Here is a 25,830-nt window from a genome sequence, read left to right on the forward strand (position 1 = left end):
AAGTTACCGGCGGTACAACATAGGCTTCGCCCGTGACGGACAAGCGGGAGTACCGAACGGAGGAGCTGGCCACGGAGGCCGGCATCACGGTGCGCACCCTGCGCTTCTACCGCGAGCGCAAGCTCCTGGCGCCACCCCGCCGCGAAGGCCGTATCGCCTGGTACGACGACCATCACCTGGCCCGTCTGCGCACGATCGCGGCGCTGCTGGAGCGCGGCCACACCCTCACCGGCATCGCGGAGCTGGCGGACGCCCTCGACCACGGCCGCGGCGTGGCCGACCTCCTGGGCGTCGGCGGCCCCACCGAGGAGGAACCGGTCCGCCTGACCCCCGAGGAACTCGCCGCCCGCTTCGAGGGCCAGGTCACCACCGAGAACCTCGCCGCCGCCCTGGACCTCGGCTACCTGGGCACCGACGGCGACGAGATCGTCCACATCAGCCGTCGCCTGCTGGACGTCTCCTCCGCCCTGGTCCGCGAGGGCATCCCGCTCGCCGAGGTGCTGGCGGCCGGCGTCCGGGTCCGCGAACACGCCGACGCCCTCGCCACCCTCTTCACCGACCTGATCCTGCGCCACGCGACCGAGGACGACCTGCCCCGCCTGCGCCCACTGGCACGCAGCGTGGTCGAGGCGGAACTGTCCCTCGCCCTGGACCGACGACTGCACAAGACGACCTAGAGATCCCGACCGCGGTCGCGCTTGCGATGGTGGTCGCGGTGGTGATCACGGTCATACCCAGGTCGTACGTGCGGTCGCCCCAGAGGTCGCGGCCGGGGTTGCGGTCGCCCAGGACGCGCTTGCAGGCGTGCTTGCCGTCATACCCAGGTCGTACGTGCCGTCGCCCCAGAGGTCGCTCCAGCGGTCCCCCTAAAGGTCGTAGACCACCGTCACCGGAGCGTGGTCCGACCAGCGCTCGCCATGCGTGGCCGCCCGCTCCACGAACCCCTTGACGGCCTTGCCCGCGAGGGTGGGCGTCGCGACGTGAAGGTCGATGCGCCATCCCGAGTCGTTGTCGAAGGCCCGGCCCCGGTACGACCACCACGAGTACGGCCCCGCCACGTCCGGGTGCAGCGACCGCACGACGTCGACGTAGCCGCCGTCCGCCGGGGCGAAGACCTGGGTCAGCCAGTCGCGCTCCTCCGGGAGGAAGCCGGAGTTCTTGGTGTTGGAGCGCCAGTTCTTCAGGTCGGCCTGCTGGTGGGCGATGTTCCAGTCGCCCACCACGAGGACCTCGCGGCCGTCGGCGGCGGCACGGGCGCGCAGGTCCTTGAGATGGGCCAGGAACTCGCCCATGAAGCGGACCTTCTCGTCCTGCCGGTCGGTGCCGACCTCACCGGAGGGCAGGTAGAGGGAGGCGATCGTCACACCGGGCAGGTCGGCCTCGACGTAACGGCCGCTGCCGTCGAACTCGGACGAGCCGAAGCCGATGCGGACGGCGTCCGGCTCACGGCGGCTGTAGAGGGAGACACCGGCGCGGCCCTTCGCGGCGGCCGGTGCGTGGGTGACGAACCAGCCCTCGGGGGCCCGGACCGCCTCCGGCAACTGCCCCGGCTCGGCACGCACCTCCTGGAGGCACAGCACGTCGGCGGAGGTGTCCGCGAGCCACTCCACGAAGCCCTTCTTCGCGGCGGCACGCAGTCCATTCACGTTCACGGAGGTCACGGTCAGCACCCCGGCACGATACAGGCCCGGTCCCGCTCGGGCCTCCGGCCTCCGCCCACCGCCTCCGCCCTCCGGCGGATACCGGCACACTGGACGAGGTCCAGAATCGACTTTTCCAGGATTGTGCATACAACTACAGTGAGCAGCATGAATATACGTCCGGTCGCCTTCGACCACCCCGACGCCGTCAAGCTCAACGACGAGGTCCAGGCCGAGTACCACGAGCGCTACGGCGACGGCGGTGACGCCACGGTCCTGGAGCCGTCCGACTTCCAGCGGCCGCGCGGGGTCTACCTCATCGCGTACGACGAGCTGGACCGGCCGGTGGCCACGGGCGGCTGGCGCAGCCAGGACGACGACGGCGAGGGGCACGAGGACGGCGACGCCGAACTCAAGCGGATGTTCGTGATCCGGGAGATGCGGGGCAGAGGACTGGCCCGGCGGATGCTCACCGCGCTGGAGGAGGACGCGCGGGAGGCCGGCCGCGTCCGGATGGTCCTGGAGACCGGCACCGAGCAGCCCGAGGCCATCGCCCTGTACACCTCCAGCGGGTACGCGCCGTGCACGAAGTTCGGCTACTACCGCGAGTACGAGAACAGCCGGTGCTACGCCAAGCCGCTCGGCGCCTGAGGAACCTCGGTTCCGAAAGCGGCTCGGCTCCCGAGGAACCTCAGCTTCTGAGGTAGGCGAGCACCGCCAGGACGCGGCGGTGGGTGTCGTCGGCCGGGGGCAGGTCCAGCTTGGTGAGGATGCCCCCGATGTGCTTGCCGACGGCCGCCTCCGACACCACCAGCTGACGGGCTATCGCACCGTTGGACCGCCCCTCCGCCACCAGCGCCAGCACCTCGCGCTCGCGTGGGGTGAGCCGCGCCAGCGGGTCGCGGCGCCGGCGCAGCAGTTGCCGTACGACCTCCGGGTCGACGACCGTGCCGCCGGCCGCGACCTCACGCAGCGCGTCGACGAACTCCTCCACCTGGCCGACCCGGTCCTTGAGCAGATATCCGACGCCGGTGCCGTCGCCGGAGTCGAGGAGTTCGGCCGCGTACGCGCGCTGCACGTACTGGCTGAGGACGAGCACCGGCAGTCCGGGCCGCTCCGCGCGCAGCAGGACCGCCGCCCTCAGCCCCTCGTCCTGGAAGGCGGGCGGCATGCGGACGTCGGTCACGACGATGTCGGGCGCGTGGTCGGCGACCGCCGACAGCAGCCCCGGCGCGTCGCCCACCGCCGCCACGACCTCGTGCCCGAAGCGGGTGAGCAGCGTCGTCAGGCCGTCGCGCAGCAGGACGCCGTCCTCGGCGAGGACTACGCGGAGGCCTCGGTGACCGTCCCCGTCCGCTCGTTCGGCTCGCTCGGCGGGTTCGACCGGCTCGGCTGATTCGGCTGATTCGGCGGGCTCGGCTCGCAAGGGATCTCCACACGCAGCAGGGTCGGTCCGCCCGGCGGGCTGGTCAGGGTCAGTCTTCCATCGAGCACCGACACCCGGTCCGCGAGACCGGTGAGGCCGGTGCCGCGGGCGCTGTCGGCGCCGCCGCGGCCGTCGTCGGTCACCTCCAGGACGAGCAGCCGCCCGCCCCGGTGCTCCGCACGCACGCGTGCGCGCCGGGCACCGCTGTGCCGGGCCACGTTGGCCAGTGCCTCGCGGACCACGAAGTAGGCGGCGGCCTCCACGGCCTGCGGGAGCCGCGGCGCCGGCCGGGCGAACTCCACGTCCACGGGGACGGGCGAGCGGTCGGCCGCGTCGGCGACGGCCGCCTCCAGGCCGTAGTCGGCGAGCACCTGGGGGTGGATGCCGTGGATCAGCTCGCGCAGTTCCGCGAGGGCCGCGCCCGCCTCCTCATGGGCACGGGCGAGCTGCTCGGCGAGGGGGCCGCCGGTCGGGGCGTCGAGACGGGCCAGGCCGAGGTTCATGGTGAGCGCGACCAGACGCTGCTGGGCGCCGTCGTGCAGATCGCGTTCGATCCGTCGGCGCTCTCCCTCGAACGCGTCGACCAACCGCGCGCGTGAGCGTGTCAGTTCGACGACCCTGGCCTGCGGATCGCCCCCGCGCGGGGCGACGAGCAGCCGGGTCAGCGCGGCCCTGGCGCTCGCCGCCGCCCCGAGGGCGTACCCGCCCACGGCCAGCAGCAGCACGCCCAGCGCGGCGGCGCCGAAAGCGGCCGGCCAGCCGGTCACCGTCCAGACCTTGAGCACCTTCGTCTCACGGCCCCCGCCGACCGTCGCCAGCAGCAGCGGGGCCGCGACCGTCGCGAGGGGGACGAACAGGGCGACGGTCAGCAGGAGCGCCTCGGCCGGCCAGAGGAGGCACGCGGCGAGCAGGGTGTGGCCGAGCTCGCGCCAGGTGGCCCGTTCCCGGAGCCGGGTGGTGAGCCAGCTGCGCAGGCCCGGCGCGGCGGGCACGACATGCGCGCCGGGCGCGTCGTCCGCGTCGACGAGGCGCAATCGGCGCCGCTCCAGGGCGGCCACGGGCAGCCCGGCGAAGGCGACGGCCGCGAGCAGCGGCAGCCCGACGAGGACGACCGCGAGAACTCCGCCCACCGCCACCACCGCGACCAGCCCCACGAGGACGGCCGCTCCGGTGACCGCCCCCGTCAGCAGGTAGGCGACGGCCCGCCAGGGCCACGGCGACAGCAGGTAACCCGGGCGGATCAAGGCCTGCCACACGTTTCGGGGTTGCATATGGATCACCGTAGAAGGGGCGCCGCGCCGGGACCATCGGCCTGACCGGAGGTTCGGGGGTATGCCTGGCCCTACCCCAGGTCTCGGTCCTGCCCGAGAGACGGAACCGGGGCGCGCACGGTTTCGTGGGGCCATGACCACACACGCCGTCCAACTGACCTCCCTGAGCAGGCGATACGGCGCCTCGGGCACCGGGGTGACCGCGCTCGACGACGTCACCCTCGCCCTCCCCCGGGGCTCGTTCACCGCCGTCATGGGGCCGTCCGGCTCGGGCAAGTCGACGCTGCTCCAGTGCGCCGCCGGGCTGGACCGGCCGACCTCGGGGTCGGTGCGGATCGGCGGGACCGAACTGACCGGGCTGAGCGAACGACGGCTGACGCTGCTGCGTCGGGAGCGGATCGGCTTCGTCTTCCAGTCGTTCAACCTGCTGCCCACCCTCACCGCCGAGCAGAACGTCGCCCTCCCGCTGCGGCTGGCCGGCCACCGCCCGTCCAGGGCACAGGTCCGCGACGCCCTGCGGCAGGTCGGACTCGCCGACCGCGCCGGTCACCGCCCGGACCGGCTCTCCGGCGGCCAGCAGCAACGCGTCGCCCTGGCCCGCGCCGTGATCACCCGCCCTGAGGTCCTGTTCGGCGACGAACCGACCGGCGCGCTGGACTCCCGTACCGGCCGCGAGGTGCTGATCCTGCTGCGCTCCCTGGTCGACGAGGCCGGCCGGACGGTCGTCATGGTCACCCACGACCCGCTCGCCGCCTCCTACGCGGACCGGGTGGTCTTCCTGGTCGACGGCCGCGTCCACGGCGAACTCCGCGGCGCCGACGCCTCCGTGAAGGCGATCGCGACCCGGATGGCGGGGCTGGAGACCGCGGCCGACGGCGCCACGCTCTCCCCGGCGGGTGCCGCGTGCTGAGCGTCGCGTGGCACACCCTGCGCGCCCGATGGGCCGCCTTCGCCGGCAGTTTCGTCGCCCTCGCGCTCGGCGTCGCCCTGCTCACCGTGATGGGACAGGCGCTGGCCGCCTCCCTGGACGCGCCGGTGCGCGCGCCGGAGCGCTTCGCGGCGGCGCCGGTGGTGGTCAGGGGCCAGGACACCCTGCGGGTGGCGACCTCCACCGGTGAGCGGACGAAGGAGCTGACCCGGCCGCGCCCGGTGCCCGCCGGGACCGTCGCCGCGCTCCGCGCGCTCGGCCCGGTCACCGAGGACCGGTCCTTCCCGGTCCGGGCGTACGGCGCCCCCGCCGCACCGGACGACCTGGTCGGCCACCCCTGGTCGACGGCCCGCTTCGCCCCCTACCGGCTGACCGCGGGCCGGGCCCCGGCAGCGGCCGACGAGGTGGCGACCAGCGGCGACTGGGTGACCGTGGGCACCCGACTGCACACCGCGGACGGCCCGTTGCGCGTGGTGGGAACGGTCGGGACGGTCGGGACGGTGAGCGAACCCGGACCCGACTTCGAGCACGCCGTGTTCTACCCGGACGCCCGAGCCGCCCGTCTCGCCCCGGAGTCGATCCAGCTGGTCGTCGAGGCGGACGCGGCAGCCGTACGGGCAGCTGTAGCGGTCAAGGACCAGGACGAGGACGTGCGGATCCTCACCGGAGACGCCCGCCGGCTGGCCGACGCCGACCCGGGCCGCGACGCCGAGGCCCTGACGGCACTGAACGCCCTGTTCGGCACGGCGGGTGGGGTGACCGCCTTCGTGTCCGTCTTCGTCGTCGCCTCCACCTTCGCGTTCGCGGTCGACCGGCGGCGCCGCGAGTTCGGCCTGCTGCGCACCGCCGGGGCGACGCCGGGCCAGATCCGGCGGACGGTCCTGGCGGAGGCCCTGCTGATCGGCACGCTCGCCTCGGCGACGGGCTGCGTGCTGGGCACGTACGGCGCGCCGCACCTGGCCGAGCTGGTGGTCGACGGCGGGCTCGCGCCGAAGTGGTACGCGATCGGCGGCCCCTCGGCCGGCGTCTGGCCGTACCACCTGGCCTTCTGGACGGGCCTGCTGGTCGCCCTGTGCGGTGCGCTCGCCGCGTCCTGGCGGGCCGGACGAACCGCCCCGGCCCAGGCGCTGCGCGAGGCCTCGGTGGACGGGCGCGCGCTGACCCGGGGACGACGCGCGTGCGGTACGGCTCTCCTCCTCACGGCGGTCGCGATCCTGGCGTACACGCTGGCGACCGACCCGGGCGAGCTGCTCCACCGCAAGTCGTACATCAGCCGCCCCCTGTTGCTCATCACTGCGGTGGCGCTGCTCTCGCCCCTGACGGTGCGTCCGCTGGTGCCCCGGTTGCCGGGCGCGGTGGGTCTGTTGGCGCGGGCCGGGGCGGTCGCCGGGGTCCGCCGTACCGCCGCGGTGGTCGCGCCCGTCCTGGTCACCGTCGCGCTGGCGGGCTCCCTGCCGGGCGCGACGGCCACGATCGGCGCGGCGCGGGCGGCGGAGGTACGGCAGCAGACGGTCGCCGACTTCGTAGTGACCCCGCAGGACGGAACAACCCTGCGGGCAGGGGCACTCGAGAAGCTGCGGCAGGTACCCGGCACGGTCGTGTCGGCCAGTTCCGCCACCACCGTGTTCACACTGGAGGACGGCGTGGCGCTCGTGAAGTCCGAGGCCAGGGCGGCCGATCCGGCGCTGCTCGCCACGACCGTACGACTGCCGGTGACCGCCGGGCGACTCACCGACCTCGACGACGGGTCGATCGTCGTGACCGAGGAGTGGGCGCGGCACCGGGTGGGACAACGGGTGCGGGTGTGGCTCGGAGACGGCACGCCGAAGACCCTCCGGATCGCCGCCGTGTTGTCCACCGGCACCGGGGACAACGGCGCCTACGTCACCCCGGCCAACGCGGGCGGCGGGGGCGTGGACCGCGTGGACGTACGGGTACGGGCGGGCGCCGACCCGACGGCGGTGGGGGCGCGGCTGCGGACCGTCGACGGGGTGCGGGTGATGAGCAGGACGCAGTGGGTGCGAGCGGCGCACCCACAGACCAACCGGACGACCCGGCTCGGCATGCTGCTCGTCCTGGGCATCGCGCTTCTCTACACCGGCATCTCGGTGGCCAACACCCTGGCCATGGCTGCCGCCGAACGCAGAGCCGACCTGACGGCCCTACGGCGGGCCGGCGCCACCAGCGGCCAGATCCTGCGACTGGCCGCCACCGAGGCACTGATCGCCGTGGCGGTCGGCACACTGATGGGCCTCCTGGTCACGGCCGTCAACCTGACCGGCCTGAGCGCCGCCCTGCACCTGCTCTCGGCCCCACCGACCATCGCCGTGCCCTGGCAGGCACTCACCTGGACGACGGCAGCCTGCGCCCTGCTCGCGACAACCACGGCACTGACATCGACGACACCGGCACTACGCCCGCCCCGACCATGAACCACCGGACCGGCCACCAGAACTGCCACCGGACCTGAACCACCGGCCACGACCCGACCGATCGAGCCCGAACACGATAGAGCCCCCGTCGGTTACCCGACGGGGGCTCTATGCTGCGTGGACCTGTGGGGATTTGAACCCCAGACCCCCTCGATGCGAACGAGGTGCGCTACCAGACTGCGCCACAGGCCCTTGCAACGAGTGAAACTCTAGCATCCCGGTCGGCCTGCTTGGAAATCCGTTCCCCGAGGCCGGGCGCGGGATGCCGGGGCTCTCATTCGTTGGCGGCCAGCGGTCGCTCGCCGTTCTCGTACTGATCGAACAGCGGGGTGCGGCCGCGTTCGCGCGAGCGTCGGGCGGAGGCCGCGCGCCGGGCGTCGCTCCGCTCGTCGCCGTCCGCTTCGCGGTCCTCCGCGCGGTCCGCATCGTCGGATTCCCCGGCCGGCGCGTCCCCGGCGTCCGCCGCTTCGTGCTCGGGCGCCACGGAACTCGAGCGGGCCGAGCTCCAGGCGTCCGGCGCCCCGAGGTCCACGTCGGAGGTCGCCCGGGGCGCGACCGGCGCGGTCACGTACGTCGGCAGCGGTACCGGTACCGGGTCCCAGCTCTCGCCGTGGCCGGGCCGGCGCTGCCGCTCGCGCTGCTGGTCGACCCACTCCGCGTGATCGGTCTGCTCGACGAGAGCCCTGCGGTCCGCGGCGAGCGCCAGCAGCCCCGGGTCGGTCTCCGGCTCGGGGGCCGCGTGCGGCTCCTCTGCGCCGGCGTCGGGGCCGGTGTCGACGGACGAGGCGTTCGCCGAGGCGGGCGCGCGCCTGCGCGGCTGACGCTCCCGCAGCCGCTGCGCGGCGACCTCGGCGCGCCTGCGGTCCATCTGGAAGGCGAAGCGGCGGCGCTCCTGGGCACGCAGGTACCCGATGTACGCGCTGAGCAGGACGGCGGGCACGCCGGGCGCCCAGAGGAACGCGAGTCCGCCGACCGCCGCGACGATCGCGCCGAGCGTGAAGGCGAGGAAGAGCATCACGGTGGTGCGCCGACGGCGCGCGAGCGCCTTCGAGCGCTGGGCGCGCGCGGCGGACGCCTGCTCGGCGGGCGTCCGCCGGGCGACCGGCGCCCGTCGGCCGGCCGGAGCGGCGCTGCCTTCGCGTGCGGGCCTGGCGCCCTGCTCACGGTGGTCGTGCGCGGGCTTGGCCGCCGGATCGCGCGCCGGTTCACGCGCCGCCTCCGGACGCCCCGACCCTCGTTCCTGACCGCGCTCCTGGGCTCGGTCCTGCCCGCGCTCTTGAGCTCGTTCCTGCACGCGCTCCTGGACCGGCGCCTTCACCTGCGGGCGGGTCGGAGGCATGGCGAAGGACCGGACGTCCACCGATGCGGTGACGGCGTCCGGAACATCGGCGTCGGACTCCCCCTCCTCGGTGGAGCGCGCCCGCAGGTCCTTGGCGTACCGACGCTCCATTCCCGCCCGTCCGGACAGCAGCCGGATGGCGGTGCTGAAGCGTTCCGTCGGACGGGCCTCGTTCAGCTCGTCCTGCCTACGGAGCCACATAGGCACCAAGTAGGCGGCCCAGGCCCCGACAATGACTGCGTAGATGAGGCCGCTGCTGCTCACGCCTCACACGGTAGAGGGGTTTACGTGAGGCCATCCGCCAATTGGGCCGGTGTGTCGCACGATCTGGCTGATATTTCGAACTTTTTTTGCGACCGGTGCGATCAACCGATCATTTTCGAACATCTATTCGGCCAGTCGGGTAATTCAATTGGCCGCCTTCTGCGAGCGTGTGCGCCGCCACCGGTTCAGCAGTCCCTCCGGGACCTCCTCCGCCGTGAGCGCGAAGACGAGGTGGTCACGCCAGGCGCCGTCGATGTGGAGATAGCGCGGCCGCAGCCCTTCCTCACGGAATCCGAGTTTCTCCACGACCCGGCGGCTCGGCCCGTTCTCGGGCCGAATGCAGACCTCGATGCGGTGCAGTCCGACGGTGCGGAAACAGTGGTCCACGATGAGCGCCACAGCCGTCGGCATCACACCGCGGCCGGCCACCGACTCGTCCACCCAGTAGCCGACGTGCCCGGAACACATCGACCCCCAGGTGATCCCCGCCACCGTCAACTGCCCGACGAGCCGCCCCTGATACTCGATCACGAACGGCAGCATCCGGCCCGCGTTCGCCTCGGACCGCAGATGCCGGACCATCTGGCGATAGGTCGGCCGGTGTGCGATCGGCCCGCTGGGCGCGGGCGGCGGGATGGTCGCCTCCCAGGGGCGCAGCCAGTCCCGGTTGCGCCGGTTGACCTCGCGCCAGGCCCGCTGGTCGCGCAGCTTTATGGGCCGCAGGACGATGTCGCCCTCCACCAGCTCGACGGGCCAGGATGAGGTGTTCAGCTCGCACCCCCGTGGCTCGGTCTGGGGTGGTCGCCGCCACGGATCTGGTCGACGGCGTGGATCAGCAGGGGCTCCAGGACGGCCAGCCCGTCCTTCACCCCGCCGGTGGAGCCCGGCAGGTTGACGATCAACGTGCCGCCCGCAACTCCGGCCAGGCCCCGGGAGAGCGCCGCGGTGGGCACCTTCTCCCGGCCGTACGCCCGGATGGCCTCGGCAATGCCCGGCACCTCGTGGTCGATCACCGCGCGGGTCGCCTCGGGGGTGCGGTCGGTGGGCGAGATGCCGGTGCCACCGGTGGTGACGACGGCGTCGTACCCGGCCTCGACGGCGGCCCGCAGCGCCGCCTCCACCGGGTCCCCGTCGGGGACCACCCGCGGCCCGTCGACGGCGAAGCCGAAGCCGCGCAGGCCCTCGGCGATCAGCGGGCCGCCCCTGTCCTCGTAGACGCCGACGGCGGCCCGGTTGGAGGCGGTCACGACGAGCGCGCTGTACGGAGCGGGCACGGCGCCACCGACCGATGTGTCGAGTGTCATGCCCGGCTCCAGTCGCCCGACTTGCCGCCCGTCTTCTCCTCCACGCGCACGTCCGTGATGACCGCTCCCTTGTCGACCGCCTTCACCATGTCGATCACGGTGAGCGCGGCGACGGTGACCGCGGTGAGCGCCTCCATCTCGACGCCCGTGCGGTCCGTCGTCTTCACCGTGGCGGTGATCTCCACGGCGTCGTCCGCGACCGACACATCCAGTTTCACACCGGAGACGGCCAAGGGGTGGCACAGCGGGATCAGGTCCGGGGTGCGTTTGGCGCCCATGATGCCCGCGATCCGCGCGGTGGCCAGCGCGTCCCCCTTGGGTACCCCCTCGCCGCGCAGCAGCTCGACCACACGGGGCGAGACGAGGACCCGTCCGCTGGCACGCGCGGTGCGCGCGGTGACGTCCTTGCCGGAAACGTCGACCATGCGGGCGGCGCCCACGTCGTCGATGTGCGTCAGTCGGTCCTGCGTACTCATGGTGGTGTGGCGCTCCCGGTCCGGGCCTGTTGTGCGCGACACGGTACCCCCAACCAGGGGGACTCAGCCGAGGAGGACCACCTCGACATCGGCACCGGGCTCGACGGACTCCACGTCCTCGGGGACGACGATGAGCGAGTCGGCGTGCGCGAGGGCCGCGACCAGGTGGGAGCCGGCGCCCCCGACGGGGCGGACGGTGCCGTCGTCGTAGGTGGCGCGCAGGAACTGTCTGCGGCCCTTCGGCGAGGTCAGCGCCTTGTCGACGATCAGCTTCGCGCGCGTGGTGGGCCGGTGGACGTCCTCGAGGCCCATGAGGGTGCGGATGGCGGGGCGCACGAAGAGCTCGAACGAGACGTACGACGACACCGGGTTGCCCGGCAGGGCCAGCAGGGGGATGTGATCGGGCCCGATGGAGCCGAAGCCCTGGGGCTTGCCGGGCTGCATGGCGAGCTTGCGGAACTCGACACCGCTGCCCGCCTCGTCCTCGTCGCCGACGTGCTCGAGGGCCTCCTTGACGACGTCGTACGCCCCGACGCTCACCCCGCCGGTGGTGACGACGAGGTCGGCGCGGACGAGCTGGTCCTCGATGGTGGAGCGCAGCGTCTCGGCGTCGTCGGCGACCGCGCCGACCCGGTAGGCGATGGCGCCGGCGTCCCGGGCTGCCGCGGTGAGGGCGAAGCTGTTGGAGTCGTAGATCTGGCCGCTGCCCAGCTCCTCGCCGGGCTGGACGAGTTCGCTGCCGGTGGACATCACGACCACGCGCGGGCGCGGGCGCACGCGTACGGCGCCCCGGCCGATCGCGGCGAGCAGGGCGATCTGGGGCGGTCCGAGGACGGTCCCGGCGTCGAGGGCACGGTCTCCCGCCTTCACGTCGCTGCCCTTCGCGCGTACATGCGCGCGTGCCTCGGCGGGCCGGTACACGCGCACGTGCCCCGAGGCCTGCTCGGGGGCGAGGCTGCGGGCACGCATCCCGCTGACCGGACCCTCGCCGAGTCCGCCGTCGGTCCACTCCACGGGGACGACGGCCTCGGCTCCCGCCGGGAGCGGGGCGCCGGTCATGATCCGGGCGGCCTGGCCGGGTCCCACGTACAGCAGGTCGGCCGCCTGTCCCGCCGCGACGTCCCCGACGACGTCCAGAGCCGCCGGGAACTCCTCGCTCGCGCCCGCGACATCCGCGACCCGCACCGCGTACCCGTCCATGGAGCTGTTGTCGAAGGGCGGCAGTGAGACCGGCACCATGACGTCGTCGACCAGGACGCAGCCCTGGGCGTCGGGCAGTTGCAGCTCGATGGGCTCCAGGGGGCGGACGGTGGCGAGGATGTCCTCCAGGTGTTCGTCCACCGACCAGAGCTGGTCCTGGCCGGTGGGGCGGTGCGCGGCGGTGCTCAAAGTGGCTACATCTCCTCGGTGACGTAACTGCGAAGCCAGGACCGGAAGTCCGGACCCAGATCTTCACGTTCGCACGCGAGTCTGACAATGGCACGCAGGTAGTCGCCGCGGTCGCCGGTGTCATAGCGGCGGCCCTTGAAGACGACGCCGTGGACGGGGCCGCCGACCTTCTCGTCCTGCGCGAGCTGCTGGAGGGCGTCGGTGAGCTGGATCTCGCCGCCGCGGCCGGGCTCGGTCTGCCGCAGTATGCCGAACACGCTCGGGTCGAGGACGTAGCGTCCGATGATCGCGTAGTTCGACGGGGCGTCCGCCGGGTCCGGCTTCTCGACGAGGCCGGTCACCTTGACGACGTCGCTGTCCACGGTCGCCTCCACGGCCGCACAGCCGTAGAGGTGGATCTGCTCGGGGGCGACCTCCATGAGCGCGACGACACTGCCGCCGTTCCGCTCCTGTACCTCGATCATCCGCTGGAGCAGCGGGTCGCGGGGGTCGATCAGGTCGTCGCCCAGCAGGACGGCGAAGGGCTCCTGCCCTACATGCGGGGCCGCGCACAGGACGGCGTGTCCGAGGCCCTTGGGGTCGCCCTGGCGCACGTAGTGCATGGTCGCGAGGTCGCTGGACTGCTGGACCTTGGCGAGCCGGGCGGCATCGCCCTTCTTCTGCAGGGCCGACTCGAGTTCGTAGTTGCGGTCGAAGTGGTCCTCGAGCGGGCGCTTGTTGCGGCCTGTGACCATGAGGACGTCGTCGAGGCCGGCGGAGACGGCTTCCTCGACCACGTACTGGATAGCCGGCTTGTCCACGACCGGCAGCATCTCCTTGGGAGTGGCCTTGGTCGCCGGCAGAAACCGGGTGCCGAGGCCGGCTGCGGGGATGACAGCCTTGCTGATCCTGGGGTGCGACTGCGTCATGTCGGCAACCTTATCCGGTGACTTTGAGAGGGATCTGTGGCTCCGGTTAATTGATGATCATATGAGCGCATTGGAGCGGTGTAGGACAAGTGCAGGAGCGACATATGAGCCACCTCGAAGGCGGACCAGAGTCTGACAAACGTACGTTGCGGCGAGGGTTCCTCGCCGTGAGAAACAGGTTGACGCCCGATGACGTGCGCGCGGCGGCCGTCGCCCTGGCCGAGCGGGCCCTGGAGCTGCCCGAGTTGACGCACGCGCGCACGGTGGCGGCGTACGTCTCCGTGGGTACCGAGCCCGGCACCCTGGCGCTGCTGGACGCGCTGCGCGCGCGGGGCGTGCGCGTGCTGCTGCCCGCGCTGCTGCCCGACAACGACCTGGACTGGGGCGCCTACACCGGCGAAGGCTCTCTCGCGCGGGTCCTGCACGGCGGGAAGATGGCCCTCCTGGAGCCGGCCGGCGAGCGCCTCGGCCCGGACGCCGTGACGGCCGCCGACGTGGTGCTGCTGCCGGGACTGGCGGTCGACGCGCGCGGCATGCGCTTGGGGCGCGGCGGAGGATCGTACGACCGCGTGCTGGCCCGGCTGACGGACTCCGGGGCCCACCCCTCGCTGATGGTGCTCCTGTACGACGCCGAGGTCGTCGAGCACGTCCCCGGAGAGGCGCACGACCGGCCGGTGCACGCGGTGGTGACCCCGTCGGGGGTGCGCCGCTTCACCTGACATACGCACCCTCATACGGAAGGGGCCCTCCACGCGCGCGTGGAGGGCCCCTTCCGGACGGTCGGCAGCTCAGGGTTTGAGCACCAGGGTGTCGCTGGTGCTGTCGTCGACCGCCTTCTTCGAGAAGGACCAGTCGAGCAGTTCACCGTCGGCCCACTTGCTCGTCTGGTCGGTGTAGTGAGCGCTGAAGGCGTGCCCCGAGGCTCCGGTGAGGTTGATCCACTTCGACTTGTCGAGGTCGTCGAGGTTGACCACCATCCGCATCGACGGCACCCATACGACGCCGTAGCCGCCGGCCGCGTTCCAGCCGGTCGCGTTGACCGTCGCCTCGCCGCCGCCGAGCTTCCACGGGCCGCGGTTGAGGATGTACTGAAGGAAACCGGGACCGCTGGTGCCCAGGGTCTGGTTCTTCAGGAACAGGCGGTGCAGCCGGCCCCAGCTCCAGGTGTCGATGTCCTTGCCGAGCTTGGCGGTCAGCTCCCAGCGGGCGTCGATCATGGCACGCGCGAACAGCTTGTCGCGGTCGTGGTCCGCGCCGGGGCGGGTACCCGAGTCGGGCGTCGTCCACCAGTCGCTGTCCGTCTTCGTCATGAGGTTGCGCACGACCTCGAACCAGCGGTCGCCGCCGTCCGGCTGCGCCTGGTCGGCGTCGCGCTGGCCGCACTCGCGGACCTTCTCGGTGTCGTCGACCGGGCCGGTGGTGTTGACCGGGTCGACCCACAGGCACTGGTCCTCGACGCGCAACTCCTTGGGCAGCTTGTTGCCGAAGGCCAGCTTGAGGATGTTGCGCCAGACCGCGTTGAAGTAGGCGGCCGCGGCCGAGTCGGCGTCCTGGGTGAAGTCCCAGTTCTCCAGCAGCTTCTGTGCCTCGCGGACGTCCGGGTCGTCGAGGTTGATCTTCTTCAGCACGGGCACGAGCAGCTTCGCGATCTCACTGTCGTCGTCGAGCTGCATCTGGCGCATGTCGTCGGTGGAGATCTTGCCGCCGCCCTTGATCTTGCCCTTGATCAGGTCGGTGATCCGCTGGCTGCGCGCGCCGTAACCCCAGTCCGTGGTGAGCGTGTACGGGTACTTGTCCTTGTCGACGACGGCCTGGTTGGCGGTGACGATGTAGCCGCGGTCGGGGTCGTACTCGTAGGGCAGCTCATCGAAGTCGATGAAGCCCTTCCACTTGTACTTGGAGTCCCAGCCCGGCGCGGGGATCGAGCCGTCGACGCCCTTCGCGCGCGTGGGAATCTTTCCGGGCAGCTGGTAGCCGATGTGGTTCGAGGTGTCGGCGTAGACGAGGTTCTGCGAGGGCACGTCGAATTTCTCGGCCGCCTTGCGGAAGCTGTCCCAGTCCTTCGCCTTGTCGATCTCGAAGACGGCGTCCATGGAGGTGCCGGCGGTCAGCGCGGTCCACTTCAGGGCGACGCCGTAGCCGTCACCGCGGTCGGGCGCCGAAGCGTCGACGTCGTCGACGGTGGCCTTCTTGCCGACATCGATGAGTTCGTCGTCACGGTCGGACAGGAGGGGCATCCCGTCCTCCGTCTGCCGGACGACGATCTTCTTGGACTCGCCGCCGGCGACCTTGATGGTCTCCTCGCGCGTGACGAACGGCTTCACCTTGCCGTCGTACTGGTAGCCGTCGTCCCCGGAGAGCTTCTCCAGGTAGAGGTCCGTGACGTCGACGCCGGAGTTGGTCATGCCCCAGGAGATGGTCTGGTTGTGGCCGATGATCACACCGGGCATGCCCGCAAAGGTGTAGCCGGAGACGTCGTACTGGCACTTGCTGGAGACGGCACGGCAGTGCAGGCCCATCTGGTACCAGACGGACGGGAGCGACGCCGACAGGTGCGGGTCGTTGGCCAGCAGCGGCTTACTGGTGATCGTGTTCTTGCCGGCGACGACCCAGGAGTTCGAGCCTATGCCGTTACCGTTCACGCCGACGGCCGTGGGCAGGTCGTCCAGGACGTTGTAGAGGCCCGAGAGCTGACTCTGCAGGGCCGAGCCCTCCGTACTGCCCGAGGACGAGTCCGAGGACGTGCCCGTGCCGTCCGTGGAGCTGTCGTCGGAGTCGCTCTGGCCGTCGCTCTGCTCGAACGTCTTGGTCAGCTCGTCGTACTGGCCGTCCTGGACGATCGCCTGGTTCCGGTCGTACGGGTACTGCGGGTACAGCTCGGCGATCTGGGCCGGGCCGAGACGGCTGGTCATCAGGGCGCGGTCGATCTCGTCCTGCATGTTGCCGCGCAGGTCCCAGGCCATCGCCTTCAGCCAGGAGACCGAGTCGACCGGGGTCCACTCGGTGGGCTTGTAGTCGTTGGTGAACCCCAGAGCCGCGTACTCCAGGGAGATGTCGGCGCCGTCCTTGCCCTTGAGGTAGGCATTGACCCCCTTGGCGTAGGCCTGGAGGTACTTCTTCGTGTCGGCCGACAGCTTGCTGTCGTACTCCTTCTTGGCGACACGGTCCCAGCCCAGAGTGCGCAGGAACTCGTCGTTGTCGACCTGGCTCTTGCCGAACATCTCCGAGAGCCGCCCGGAGGTCATGTGGCGGCGGACGTCCATCTCGTAGAACCGGTCCTGGGCCTGGACATAGCCCTGCGCCATGAACAGGTCCTCGTCGGAGTCCGCGTAGATCTGCGGGATGCCGTAGCCGTCCCGCTTCACGTCGACGGGCCCGGTCAGGCCCTCGAGCGTGATCGAACCCTTGGTCTGCGGGAAGGACGCGCGGACGGTGCTGATGGACCAGTAGGCGCCGTAGGCGATGCCTCCGATGAGGGCCAGCACCAGCACAAGCACGATCAAACGGGCTTTGCGCCCCTTCTTCCTGCCGGACTTGCCGGGCTTGTCACCCGATGTGGCGGTGGTGTTGGGGGGCATCGCTGTCCTTGCTGTCCTAACGCGAGCGGCAGGCGGTCCTGGAGTGCTGGAGCAACCATAGGCGTAGGGCCTTGTGCCACTTGACGCGGAGTCGGGTACCGGTACGGAGGGATGTTCGATCTTCCCTCGCCGAGCGTCAAGAAATCGTCAAGAGTTAGGTAAGGTAACGAAGTAGTTGGGTCCGAAGCTCGCAGCTTCGTGTCCGATGTATCCGAAGCACATGTGCGCCCGCGCGCAAGCCGCGCGCGCCGGTGAAGGGAACCGCCGCTGACTGTCCACCACCTCAACCAGCTCCTGCTCGTCTGCTCGCTAGTCCTGCTCGTCGCCGTCGCAGCGGTCCGGATCTCCTCGCGCAGCGGGCTCCCCAGCCTGCTCGTGTACGTGGGCATCGGCGTCCTCATGGGCCAGGACGGCATCGGCAACATCCACTTCGACAATGCCGAGATGACCCAGGTCATCGGCTACGCCGCCCTGGTCGTGATCCTCGCCGAGGGCGGCCTGGGCACGAAGTGGAAAGAGATCGAACCGGCCCTGCCGTCCGCCACGGCGCTGGCACTGGCCGGCGTCGCGGTCAGCGTCGGCGTCACGGCCACGGCCGCACACTTCGTGACCGGGCTGGAGTGGAGACAGGCGCTGATCATCGGCGCGGTGGTGTCCTCGACCGACGCGGCGGCGGTCTTCTCCGTCCTGCGCAAGATCCCCCTCCCCTCGCGCGTGACGGGCACGCTGGAGGCCGAGTCCGGCTTCAACGACGCCCCGGTGGTCATCCTGGTGGTCGCCTTCTCCACGGCAGGCCCCGTGGAGCACTGGTACGTGCTGCTGGGCGAGATAGCGCTGGAGCTGGCCATCGGCGCCGCCATCGGGCTCGCGGTCGGCTGGCTGGGCTCCTGGGGCCTCAGGCACGTCGCGCTGCCCGCCTCCGGCCTCTACCCGATCGCCGTCATGGCCATCGCGGTCACCGCGTACGCGGCGGGCTCCCTGGCACACGGCAGCGGCTTCCTGGGCGTCTATCTCGCCTCGATGGTCATGGGCAACGCGAAACTGCCGCACTGGCCCGCCACCCGTGGGTTCGCCGACGGCCTCGGCTGGATCGCCCAGATCGGCATGTTCGTGCTGCTCGGCCTCCTGGTGACCCCGCACGAGCTGGGCGACGACGTGCTGCCCGCACTCGTCATCGGCCTGGTGCTGACCATGGTGGCCCGCCCGCTGAGCGTCGTGCTGTGCCTGACACCGTTCCGGGTGCCCTGGCAGGAGCAGACGCTGATGTCCTGGGCCGGGCTGCGCGGCGCCGTCCCCATCATTTTGGCGACGATCCCCATGGTGAACGGCGTCGACGGCAGCCGCCGCATCTTCAACATCGTCTTCGTCCTGGTCGTCGTCTACACCCTGATCCAGGGGCCGACGCTGCCCTGGCTGGCGCGCAAGCTGCGCCTGGGCGGCGACCCCGAGGCCGCCGACCTCGGCGTCGAGTCGGCGCCCCTGGAGCGGCTGCGCGGGCACCTGCTGTCCGTGGCGATCCCCGAGGGGTCGAAGATGCACGGCGTCGAGGTCAACGAGCTACGCCTGCCGGCCGGGGCGGCCGTCACCCTCGTCGTGCGCGAGGGGACGTCGTTCGTGCCGCTGCCGACGACCGTGCTGCGACACGGCGACGAACTCCTCGTCGTCGCCACCGACCCGGTCCGCGACGCGGCCGAACGGCGACTGCGCGCCGTCGGGCACGGCGGCAAGCTCGCCGGATGGCTGGGCACGGGCGGCGGCGCGCGTTAAGTGCATGTTTCGCACCGTTCACACCTCCTTCATTCGGAGGCGGCCAGCCTTACGGTGCTCATTTTCACAGGGATGACGCACCTTGATCCCTGTACGATGAAGGCACACCTTGATCGAACCAACTCTGCCTGACGCAGAGCTGGCGCGACCGTATGGCGGCCGGGACACCTCGTGCGGCGAGCACCGGCATCTACCGCAGCACGCGCAAGAGGACAGCTCTCGGCGCCCCCGCCCTCCGGGCGGGGTCGCGCTACCAGGCGGCAGAAAGGCACGGGCCGTGGCATCCACGGTCACCACCGAGCCGTCGAAGGACTCGTCGGCCTCGCCCCGCCCGGGATACGGACAGTTGCTGCGCACCCGCGGCGCCTGGACGTTCCTGCTGCCCGGCTTCGCGGCCCGCCAGCCGTTCGCCATGCTCACCATCTCCATCGTGCTGCTCGTGCAGCACACCACCGGCTCGTACGGCGCGGCCGGTGCCGCAGCGGCCGTCACCGGTGTCTCCATGGCGCTGTGCGCGCCCTACAGCGGTCGGCTCGCCGACCGCTACGGGCAGCGCGCGGTGCTGATCCCCGGCGTGCTCCTGCACACGCTGTCGGGCCTCACCCTCACCGTGCTCGCCCTGACCCACGCACCCCTGTGGACGGTGTTCGCGGCGGCCGTGCCCACGGGCGCCTCGGTACCGCAGATCGGGCCCATGGTGCGGGCCCGCTGGGGCGCGCGGCTGAAGGGCTCGCCCCTGATGACCACCGCCGCGGCCTTCGAGTCCGTCACCGACGAGCTCACCTTCGTCTTCGGCCCGCTGCTGGCGACCGCCCTGTGCACCGCCGTGAACCCGGCCGCCGGCCTGGTCACCGAGGCCGCGCTCACACTGCTCGGCGGTCTGCTGTTCGCCGCGAGCAAGAGCACGCAGCCCCAGGTCGCCGTCGCCGGGCACGCGCGCGTGGAGCACGCCTCGGCTCTGCGCGTCCCCGGGGTGCGTGTGCTGATCGTGGCCTTCCTGGGCATCGGTACCGTCTTCGGCGGCATGCAGGTCTCGCTGGCTGCGTTCACCGAGTCCATCGGCGAGCCCGGCCTGAACGGCGTCCTGTACGGCACCTTCGCCGCGGGCAACATGCTCTCCGGTCTGGTCTGCGGCGCCATCGCCTGGAAGGTCGCCCCACGGCGGCGTCTGGTCGTCGCCTATGCCGCACTGGCGCTCGTCGCCTCCGGCCTGTGGGCGGCGCACTCGGTGCCCGTCCTCGCGGGCCTCGGTCTCCTGGTCGGCATGTGCATCGCGCCCGCGCTGATCACCGGCTACACGCTGGTCGAGGACCTGGTTTCGGCCGGCGCCCGCACCGAGGCGTTCACCTGGCTGACGGGCGCGGTCGCGCTCGGGCAGGCGGCCGCCGTCACGATCGCCGGACAGCTGGAGGACCGCTTCTGGGGCGGCGCCGGTTTCCTGGTGCCCCTGGGGGGCACCGTGCTGGCCCTGGTGACCCTGCTGGCACTGCGTTCACGGCTGGAGACGCGCCCCCGCGCGCGTACCGTCGCACGTGGCGTCGGTCACCGCGTGCCGGTGACAGTGGACTGATCCCCCGGAATACGTCAAGATAGACCGTCGTTAGCACTCACTGAGTGAGAGTGCCAGGAGGAAGACAGTGCCGACCTACCAGTACCAGTGCACCGAGTGCGGCGAGGGCCTCGAGGCGGTGCAGAAGTTCACCGACGATGCCCTGACCGAGTGCCCCAACTGCGGTGGCCGCCTCAAGAAGGTGTTCTCCGCCGTCGGCATCGTCTTCAAGGGCTCCGGCTTCTACCGCAACGACAGCCGCGGCTCCTCGTCGAGCAGCTCGCCGGCGTCGTCCTCGAAGTCGTCGACGTCCGGCTCCGACTCGAAGCCGTCGACCTCGACGTCCTCGTCCTCGGACTCGAAGTCGTCGAGCACCGGCACCTCGACCGGCAGCAGCTCAGCCGCATAAGGCTCGCTCACAGGACCCTGTCGTCTTACGACGACGGGGTCTTCGGCGTTTCCCGGGGCGGTTAGGGTGCGACGCATGGCGAACAAGGCGAACGCAGAGATCGGTGTGGTCGGCGGCTCAGGCTTCTACTCGTTCCTCGACGACGTGACCGAGCTCCAGGTCGACACCCCTTACGGACCGCCCAGCGACTCGCTCTTCCTCGGCGAGATCGCCGGCCGGCGGGTCGCCTTCCTGCCCCGGCACGGACGCGGACACCATCTGCCGCCCCACCGGATCAACTACCGGGCCAACCTGTGGGCGCTGCGCTCGGTCGGGGCGCGCCAGGTCCTCGGTCCGTGCGCGGTGGGCGGTCTGCGCCCGGAGTACGGGCCCGGCACACTGCTCGTGCCCGATCAGCTGGTCGACCGCACGAAGTCGCGGATCGGAACGTACTTCGACGGGCTGCCCCTGCCGGACGGCACGGTGCCCAACGTGGTGCATGTGTCCCTGGCCGACCCCTACTGCCCTGCGGGACGGTCGGCGGCCTTGAAGGCGGCGCGTGGCCGTGAGTGGGAGCCTGTGGACGGCGGGACGCTGGTCGTGATCGAGGGGCCGCGGTTCTCGACCCGCGCCGAATCGTTGTGGCACCAGGCGCAGGGTTGGTCGGTGGTGGGCATGACGGGTCACCCGGAGGCCGCGCTGGCCCGGGAACTCGAGCTCTGCTACACGTCCTTGAACCTGGTCACCGATCTGGACGCGGGCGCCGAGAGCGGTGAGGGCGTGTCGCACGAGGAGGTGCTGCGGGTGTTCGCGGCGAACGTGGACCGGCTGCGGGACGTGCTGTTCGACGCGGTGGCCGCGCTGCCCTCCGCCGACGAGCGCGACTGCCTGTGCGCGAACGCGCTGGGCGGGCTGAATCCGGGGTTCGAGCTGCCGTAGCGGGTGCAGGGGGCGAAGCGGGAAAGGGATCCTCGGGCGCGGAAGTTCTCCTTCGGGTGAGGGAGTTGTCCACAATCCGGCGGTGGTCCACCGGCTCCGGCGGGCGGCGGCGCGAAGGCTCATCGTGGCTTCGCAAACCCGTTCCTCGTCGCTGGTGGTGACCCCATGTCCGACTCCCCCGTTCCTCCCTCTCCTCTCCCCCCTCTTTCCCGTCCGCTCCCCTCGCCCACCCCGTCCCCGCTCTCCTACGTGGCGCGTCCACCCGGCACGGACGCTCCGGCCATCTGCGAGGTGCCGCCCTTCGCTCCCGTACGGGTCCGCGGCGGGCGGTACCGGCTGGGACGGCTCGTGCGGAGCCGGCGGCGGGCCCTCGCCCTGGGGCTCGCCATCACCGCCGCCGCGCTCGTGGCGTCCGGCCCCCGGGACGGCGATCCGGCCCGCGGACACCCCGGTGGGGTCGCGCGCGCGGACGCGGGCGGGCGCTCACACCCCCGCGCGCATGCTCCACTACGCGCCCCTGCACATGGCTCTCGCGCCGGGGAGAAGGTGACGGCGCCGGTACGGATCGCCGACGCGGCCACGGTTGGGCTGCTGCGCCCCGGTGACCGGGTCGATGTCATCGCCGCCGAACCGGCGCCGCTGGGCGGTGTGGACGGCGCGGGCGGCGACGCCCATGTGGTCGCGCGCGGGGCCCTGGTGACGAAGGTGCCGGAGCCGCTGAACACCGATACCGCTGACGACGGGGCGCTGGTCGTCCTGTCGGTGCCCCGGTCCACCGCCGCGCGCCTGGCGGGGGCGAGCACGACAGCTCGGCTGGCGGTGACCCTGTGGTGACGTCGAGTTCCTCGTCCGAGGGGCCGAATTGGACACGCCCTCCTGGCGTTGACGTAGGTTGCGGAGCTGTTTGTTCCACAACCTGTACATGCGAGGAGTGTCCCCGAGGTGAGCGAAAAGAAGGCAAGCGTCTGGCAGGGCTTCAAGGCCTTCCTGATGCGTGGCAACGTCGTCGATCTGGCAGTCGCGGTGGTGATCGGCGCCGCCTTCACGAACATCGTCAACTCGGTGGTGAAGGGAATCATCAACCCGCTCATCGGAGCGGTCGGCACCAAGAACCTGGACAGCTACAGTTCCTGCCTCAAGGGCCCCTGCACCGGCACGGGGGACAGCGCGACGGGCGTCCGGATCCTGTGGGGGTCCGTCCTCGGCGCGACCCTCACCTTCGTGATCACCGCTGCGGTCGTGTACTTCCTGATGGTCCTGCCCATGTCGAAGTACCTGGCGAAGGTGGAGGCCCGCAGGAAGGCCAAGGAGGGCACGCAGGAGATCGTCGAGCTGACCGAGCTGGAGGTTCTCAAGGAGATCCGCGACGCGCTGGTCGCCCAGCGGGGCTCGGGGCACAGCGAGCGGTAGAGGCGCTCGACGGGGCCCTGCGGGCGGTGCTCCGTCAGGGCTCCCGGGCCTGCCGGACCGGCCCTGCCCGTCGGGTTCAGACGTGGTGGGGCGGCTTCTCGTCCAGGAAGCGCTTCAGGTCGGCGACGCTGTCGCCCTCTGCGGACGGACGCTCGCCCCAACCTCGGTCGGTGTCGTCCGAGGACTGCCGGTCCAGCGGGTCGTCGAAGATCAGCGCGGCCTTCGGGTCGCGCGGCTCGGAGGCGGAGGGGGTGCTCATCCCTCCAGAGTACGGCCCCCGCACCCGCTCGGGTCAGGGCCTGGCCGTCGGCCACGCACCGCGCGAGCCTGCGGATTCCGCACAAGATTTTCCGCCGGTTGTCTGCTGTGCTGGTACCCATGACGTCCAGTACGCCCCCGTCGGCCTCTCCCCCTCCTCCCGGGACCCCCATCCCCTCGGCGCCCACCCGCTTGAAGCCACTGCGCAGCCTGACCGCGCGCGGGAAGGGCGAGACGCACCGGGTCGCCTCGCCCCTCGAGCTCTTCTTCGACCTGTGCTTCGTCGTGGCCATCGCCCAGGCGGGCATCCAACTGGTGCACGCCGTGGCCAAGTCCCACGCGGGCGAGGGAATCCTCAACTACGCGATGGTCTTCTTCGCCATCTGGTGGGCGTGGATGAACTTCACCTGGTTCGCGTCGGCGTACGACAACGACGACGTCCTGTACCGGATCGTCACGCTGGTGCAGATCGCCGGCGTCCTGGTGCTGGCGGCGGGCATCTCGCGGGCGTTCGAGGACCACGAGTTCGTGGCCGTCTGGTTGGGCTACGTGATCATGAGGTTCGCGCTGAGCTTGCAGTGGCTGCGAGTCGCGTGGTCCGCCGAGGGCGCGGAGCGGACGATGGCGCTGCGGTACGCGGCGGGCGTGCTGATCTGCCAGATCGGCTGGCTGGGGCTGCTGATCCTGCCCGAGGACGGCAGGGCGTGGCTGTTCCTGGTGATGGCGCCGCTGGAGATGTGCGTGCCGATCTACGCGGAGAAGGACCATCCGACGTCCTGGCATCCGCATCACATCGCCGAGCGCTACGGACTGTTCACGATCATCGTGCTGGGCGAGACGATCGCGGCGGCGACGGTCGCCGTGAAGTCCGGCATCGACGAGAACGACGCGCTGGGCGAACTGCTGCCGATCGCGGTGGGCGGGCTGCTGATCGTCTTCGCCGCCTGGTGGATCTACTTCGTGGTGCCCATCCATGGGCATCTGCGCTCCAACAGGCAGGCGTTTCTGTGGGGTTACGGGCACTACGCCGTCTTCGCCTCGGCCGCCGCGATCGGTGCGGGTCTGGAGGTGGCGGTAGAGCAGGCGGTCGGCGAGGCCCATATCTCGACGCTCGCCGCGTCGGCCGCGGTCACCCTGCCGACGGCGCTGTACCTGATGGCCGTCTGGATCCTGCACGCACGCCACTTCAAGGTGGGCCTGGCCCAGCAACTGGTGCTGCCCGTCACCGCGCTGCTGGTGATGTGCAGCACCTTCCTCGGCGAGTGGGCGGTCCTCGCGGCCGGCCTGGTGTCGGCGCTGGCGGTGGCGACCGGGACGACCCTGACGGCGCGCCTGGTCGCGCGGGAGTCACGGGAGAGCCCCGAGCGAGCATCGAGCGCGGTGATGTGACAGGGCGTGACACCGTCACGCGCGACGCGGGTCGGGCGAGACTTGCCCCCATGACAGTTGATGCTCTGACGGACGTCGTCGGCCTGCGCGTGGGACACGCCACGCGGACCGGCGACGGTTGGCTCACCGGCACCACGGTCGTCCTCGCGCCGGAGGGCGGCGCCGTGGCCGCGGTGGACGTACGCGGTGGTGGTCCCGGCACGAAGGAGACCGACGCCCTCGATCCACGCAATGTGGTGCAGCGGGTCGAGGCGATCGTGCTGACCGGCGGCAGCGCCTACGGGCTCGACGCGGCGTCCGGCGTGATGGCCTGGCTGGAGGAGCAGAGGCGCGGGATTCCCGTCGGCACGGATCCGGCGCACGTCGTGCCGGTGGTGCCCGCCGCCTGCGTCTTCGACCTGGCGCGGGGCGGCGACTTCCGGGCCCGCCCCGACGCTGCCACCGGCCGGGCGGCCGTGGAGGCGGCCGCGGCGAGCGCTCCGGGGACTCGGGTGCGGGAGGGATGCGTGGGCGCGGGGACGGGTGCCGTCGTCGGGCCGCTGAAGGGTGGCGTGGGCAGCGCGAGCGTGCTTCTCGACTCGGGGATCACGGTGGCCGCGCTGGTGGTGGTCAACGCCGCGGGATCGGTGTCGGACCCGGAGACGGGCGTGCTGTACGGGGAGTTGTTCCAGGGGCGCGCCGAGTATCCAGAGGCCCGCGTGCACGAGAGCGCGCGCCGGCGTCTCGCCGAGAGCACGGCGAAGAACGCGCCTCCCCTGCTCAACACCACGCTCGCGGTGGTCGCCACCGACGCGGACCTGACGAAGGCACAGGCGCAGAAGCTGGCGGGTACGGCGCACGACGGGATCGCGCGGGCCGTGCGTCCCGTGCATCTGCTCAACGACGGGGACACCGTCTTCACGCTCGCGACGGGCGCGCGCCCGCTCGACCCCGGCCACCCGCTCGCCCTGAACGACATCCTCGCGGCGGGCGCGGACGTGGTCACGCGCGCCATCGTACGGGCCGTACGCGCCGCCGAGCCGGTGTCCGGTCCGGGCGGGGCGTGGTCGTCGTACGAGGAGTTGTACGGGGGCCGGTGACACCGCGGGCCGGGGAAGGCGATTGTCCCGGTTGCGTCACGTGACGGTGCCAATGGCGACCGGAGGGAACCCCACCGGTCGCCGGATCCCTCCTTC

At 71.6% G+C, this 25,830-nt stretch carries 24 protein-coding genes and 1 tRNA gene; 13 read left to right on the forward strand and 12 right to left on the reverse strand.

The genetic code is table 11. The annotated features are described in order from the left end of the window. The first annotated feature begins 32 nt into the window (after positions 1-32). The gene (locus OG736_RS19160; RefSeq protein ID WP_171397788.1) at positions 33-677 is read left to right on the forward strand and encodes a MerR family transcriptional regulator; all 645 of its coding nucleotides are present in this window, start codon (positions 33-35) and stop codon (positions 675-677) included. A gap of 189 nt (positions 678-866) precedes the next feature. Here OG736_RS19160 and OG736_RS19165 read toward each other — a convergent pair whose 3' ends face one another. Further along, positions 867-1,670, reverse strand: coding sequence for an exodeoxyribonuclease III (locus OG736_RS19165; RefSeq protein ID WP_327183532.1), 804 nt, complete (start codon positions 1,668-1,670; stop codon positions 867-869). Between the two features lie 138 nt (positions 1,671-1,808). On the opposite strand from OG736_RS19165, the gene OG736_RS19170 reads away from it, so the two are divergent. After that, the gene (locus tag OG736_RS19170) at positions 1,809-2,291 is read left to right on the forward strand and encodes a GNAT family N-acetyltransferase (RefSeq protein WP_327183533.1); all 483 of its coding nucleotides are present in this window, start codon (positions 1,809-1,811) and stop codon (positions 2,289-2,291) included. A 40-nt stretch (positions 2,292-2,331) separates the two neighbouring features. Here OG736_RS19170 and OG736_RS19175 read toward each other — a convergent pair whose 3' ends face one another. Both OG736_RS19175 and OG736_RS19180 read right to left on the reverse strand, forming a co-directional pair. Further along, positions 2,332-2,943: a LuxR C-terminal-related transcriptional regulator gene (locus OG736_RS19175; protein WP_327187647.1), complete on the reverse strand. Its 612-nt coding sequence runs from the start codon at positions 2,941-2,943 to the stop codon at positions 2,332-2,334. Positions 2,944-2,963: 20 nt separating this feature from the next. Further along, positions 2,964-4,337 (reverse strand): sensor histidine kinase, encoded by a 1,374-nt coding sequence (locus OG736_RS19180; RefSeq protein ID WP_327183534.1) that lies wholly within the window; start codon positions 4,335-4,337, stop codon positions 2,964-2,966. 133 nt (positions 4,338-4,470) lie between these two features. On the opposite strand from OG736_RS19180, the gene OG736_RS19185 reads away from it, so the two are divergent. Beyond that, positions 4,471-5,247, forward strand: coding sequence for an ABC transporter ATP-binding protein (locus OG736_RS19185; protein WP_327183535.1), 777 nt, complete (start codon positions 4,471-4,473; stop codon positions 5,245-5,247). After that, positions 5,241-7,697, forward strand: a complete 2,457-nt coding sequence (locus OG736_RS19190) for an FtsX-like permease family protein (RefSeq protein WP_327183536.1) — start codon at positions 5,241-5,243, stop codon at positions 7,695-7,697. Before OG736_RS19185 ends, OG736_RS19190 begins: the two co-directional genes overlap by 7 nt. Before the next feature lie 118 nt (positions 7,698-7,815). Here OG736_RS19190 and OG736_RS19195 read toward each other — a convergent pair. From OG736_RS19195 to galU, 7 genes are all read right to left on the reverse strand, one after another. Continuing rightward, positions 7,816-7,889 (reverse strand) — tRNA-Ala (locus OG736_RS19195). 82 nt (positions 7,890-7,971) lie between these two features. Further along, positions 7,972-9,300 carry a divisome protein SepX/GlpR gene (sepX, locus tag OG736_RS19200; RefSeq protein ID WP_327183537.1) on the reverse strand — a complete coding sequence of 443 codons (1,329 nt, stop codon included), beginning with the start codon at positions 9,298-9,300 and terminating at the stop codon, positions 7,972-7,974. A 144-nt stretch (positions 9,301-9,444) separates the two neighbouring features. Next, the gene (locus OG736_RS19205; protein WP_314222200.1) at positions 9,445-10,041 is read right to left on the reverse strand and encodes a GNAT family N-acetyltransferase; all 597 of its coding nucleotides are present in this window, start codon (positions 10,039-10,041) and stop codon (positions 9,445-9,447) included. Positions 10,042-10,067: 26 nt separating this feature from the next. Beyond that, positions 10,068-10,604 (reverse strand): MogA/MoaB family molybdenum cofactor biosynthesis protein, encoded by a 537-nt coding sequence (locus tag OG736_RS19210; protein WP_327183538.1) that lies wholly within the window; start codon positions 10,602-10,604, stop codon positions 10,068-10,070. Continuing rightward, positions 10,601-11,080, reverse strand: a complete 480-nt coding sequence (moaC, locus tag OG736_RS19215) for a cyclic pyranopterin monophosphate synthase MoaC (RefSeq protein ID WP_327183539.1) — start codon at positions 11,078-11,080, stop codon at positions 10,601-10,603. The genes OG736_RS19210 and moaC overlap by 4 nt, the downstream gene beginning before the upstream one ends. Before the next feature lie 63 nt (positions 11,081-11,143). Then, a complete protein-coding gene (gene glp / locus OG736_RS19220; protein ID WP_327183540.1) occupies positions 11,144-12,469 on the reverse strand; it encodes a molybdotransferase-like divisome protein Glp in 1,326 nt (441 codons plus the stop codon). 5 nt (positions 12,470-12,474) lie between these two features. Beyond that, on the reverse strand, positions 12,475-13,377 hold the full coding sequence (galU, locus tag OG736_RS19225) for a UTP--glucose-1-phosphate uridylyltransferase GalU (protein ID WP_327183541.1): 903 nt from the start codon (positions 13,375-13,377) through the stop codon (positions 12,475-12,477). A 104-nt stretch (positions 13,378-13,481) separates the two neighbouring features. Between galU and OG736_RS19230 the strand changes: the two genes are divergently transcribed. Beyond that, positions 13,482-14,096, forward strand: a complete 615-nt coding sequence (locus OG736_RS19230; RefSeq protein ID WP_327183542.1) for a 5-formyltetrahydrofolate cyclo-ligase — start codon at positions 13,482-13,484, stop codon at positions 14,094-14,096. A gap of 69 nt (positions 14,097-14,165) precedes the next feature. Here the strand turns inward: OG736_RS19230 and OG736_RS19235 are convergent, their stop codons facing one another. Next, positions 14,166-16,955 carry a penicillin acylase family protein gene (locus tag OG736_RS19235; protein WP_327183543.1) on the reverse strand — a complete coding sequence of 930 codons (2,790 nt, stop codon included), beginning with the start codon at positions 16,953-16,955 and terminating at the stop codon, positions 14,166-14,168. A 267-nt stretch (positions 16,956-17,222) separates the two neighbouring features. Here OG736_RS19235 and OG736_RS19240 point away from each other — a divergent pair, with 267 nt between their 5' ends. The 6 genes from OG736_RS19240 (at position 17,223) to mscL (ending at position 23,008) form a co-directional block, all read left to right on the forward strand. Then, on the forward strand, positions 17,223-18,722 hold the full coding sequence (locus tag OG736_RS19240; protein WP_108221780.1) for a potassium/proton antiporter: 1,500 nt from the start codon (positions 17,223-17,225) through the stop codon (positions 18,720-18,722). Positions 18,723-18,999: 277 nt separating this feature from the next. Further along, positions 19,000-20,292, forward strand: coding sequence for an MFS transporter (locus tag OG736_RS19245; protein ID WP_327183544.1), 1,293 nt, complete (start codon positions 19,000-19,002; stop codon positions 20,290-20,292). A gap of 67 nt (positions 20,293-20,359) precedes the next feature. Beyond that, positions 20,360-20,680, forward strand: a complete 321-nt coding sequence (locus tag OG736_RS19250; protein ID WP_327183545.1) for an FmdB family zinc ribbon protein — start codon at positions 20,360-20,362, stop codon at positions 20,678-20,680. A 75-nt stretch (positions 20,681-20,755) separates the two neighbouring features. Further along, complete coding sequence (locus OG736_RS19255; RefSeq protein WP_327183546.1) at positions 20,756-21,598, forward strand: S-methyl-5'-thioadenosine phosphorylase; 843 nt, start codon at positions 20,756-20,758, stop codon at positions 21,596-21,598. A 165-nt stretch (positions 21,599-21,763) separates the two neighbouring features. Further along, positions 21,764-22,432, forward strand: coding sequence for a hypothetical protein (locus OG736_RS19260; RefSeq protein ID WP_442817051.1), 669 nt, complete (start codon positions 21,764-21,766; stop codon positions 22,430-22,432). Between the two features lie 108 nt (positions 22,433-22,540). Next, entirely contained in the window at positions 22,541-23,008 is a 468-nt protein-coding gene (gene mscL / locus OG736_RS19265) for a large conductance mechanosensitive channel protein MscL (protein WP_314222208.1), read from the forward strand. Positions 23,009-23,084: 76 nt separating this feature from the next. Here the strand turns inward: mscL and OG736_RS19270 are convergent, their stop codons facing one another. Then, a complete protein-coding gene (locus tag OG736_RS19270; RefSeq protein WP_054244066.1) occupies positions 23,085-23,267 on the reverse strand; it encodes a hypothetical protein in 183 nt (60 codons plus the stop codon). A gap of 119 nt (positions 23,268-23,386) precedes the next feature. Between OG736_RS19270 and OG736_RS19275 the strand changes: the two genes are divergently transcribed. Together OG736_RS19275 and OG736_RS19280 are read left to right on the forward strand one after the other, a co-directional pair. Beyond that, on the forward strand, positions 23,387-24,655 hold the full coding sequence (locus OG736_RS19275) for a low temperature requirement protein A (protein ID WP_327183548.1): 1,269 nt from the start codon (positions 23,387-23,389) through the stop codon (positions 24,653-24,655). 50 nt (positions 24,656-24,705) lie between these two features. Beyond that, positions 24,706-25,734, forward strand: a complete 1,029-nt coding sequence (locus OG736_RS19280; protein WP_327183549.1) for a P1 family peptidase — start codon at positions 24,706-24,708, stop codon at positions 25,732-25,734. Positions 25,735-25,830: the final 96 nt, after the last annotated feature.

The organism is Streptomyces sp. NBC_01334 (assembly GCF_035983595.1).
Classification (GTDB): domain Bacteria; phylum Actinomycetota; class Actinomycetes; order Streptomycetales; family Streptomycetaceae; genus Streptomyces; species Streptomyces coriariae.

What these genes read in the sequence shown, in the direction of transcription:
- OG736_RS19260 (WP_442817051.1), top strand. Translation starts at nt 21,764, where the DNA reads ATGTCCGACTCCCCCGTTCCTCCCTCTCCTCTCCCCCCTCTTTCCCGT.
- OG736_RS19185 (WP_327183535.1), top strand. Translation starts at nt 4,471, where the DNA reads ATGACCACACACGCCGTCCAACTGACCTCCCTGAGCAGGCGATACGGC.
- OG736_RS19210 (WP_327183538.1), bottom strand. Translation starts at nt 10,604, where the DNA reads ATGACACTCGACACATCGGTCGGTGGCGCCGTGCCCGCTCCGTACAGC.
- OG736_RS19270 (WP_054244066.1), bottom strand. Translation starts at nt 23,267, where the DNA reads ATGAGCACCCCCTCCGCCTCCGAGCCGCGCGACCCGAAGGCCGCGCTG.
- galU (WP_327183541.1), bottom strand. Translation starts at nt 13,377, where the DNA reads ATGACGCAGTCGCACCCCAGGATCAGCAAGGCTGTCATCCCCGCAGCC.
- OG736_RS19180 (WP_327183534.1), bottom strand. Translation starts at nt 4,337, where the DNA reads ATGCAACCCCGAAACGTGTGGCAGGCCTTGATCCGCCCGGGTTACCTG.
- OG736_RS19170 (WP_327183533.1), top strand. Translation starts at nt 1,809, where the DNA reads ATGAATATACGTCCGGTCGCCTTCGACCACCCCGACGCCGTCAAGCTC.
- OG736_RS19235 (WP_327183543.1), bottom strand. Translation starts at nt 16,955, where the DNA reads ATGCCCCCCAACACCACCGCCACATCGGGTGACAAGCCCGGCAAGTCC.
- OG736_RS19230 (WP_327183542.1), top strand. Translation starts at nt 13,482, where the DNA reads ATGAGCCACCTCGAAGGCGGACCAGAGTCTGACAAACGTACGTTGCGG.
- OG736_RS19280 (WP_327183549.1), top strand. Translation starts at nt 24,706, where the DNA reads ATGACAGTTGATGCTCTGACGGACGTCGTCGGCCTGCGCGTGGGACAC.
- OG736_RS19275 (WP_327183548.1), top strand. Translation starts at nt 23,387, where the DNA reads ATGACGTCCAGTACGCCCCCGTCGGCCTCTCCCCCTCCTCCCGGGACC.
- moaC (WP_327183539.1), bottom strand. Translation starts at nt 11,080, where the DNA reads ATGAGTACGCAGGACCGACTGACGCACATCGACGACGTGGGCGCCGCC.
- OG736_RS19255 (WP_327183546.1), top strand. Translation starts at nt 20,756, where the DNA reads ATGGCGAACAAGGCGAACGCAGAGATCGGTGTGGTCGGCGGCTCAGGC.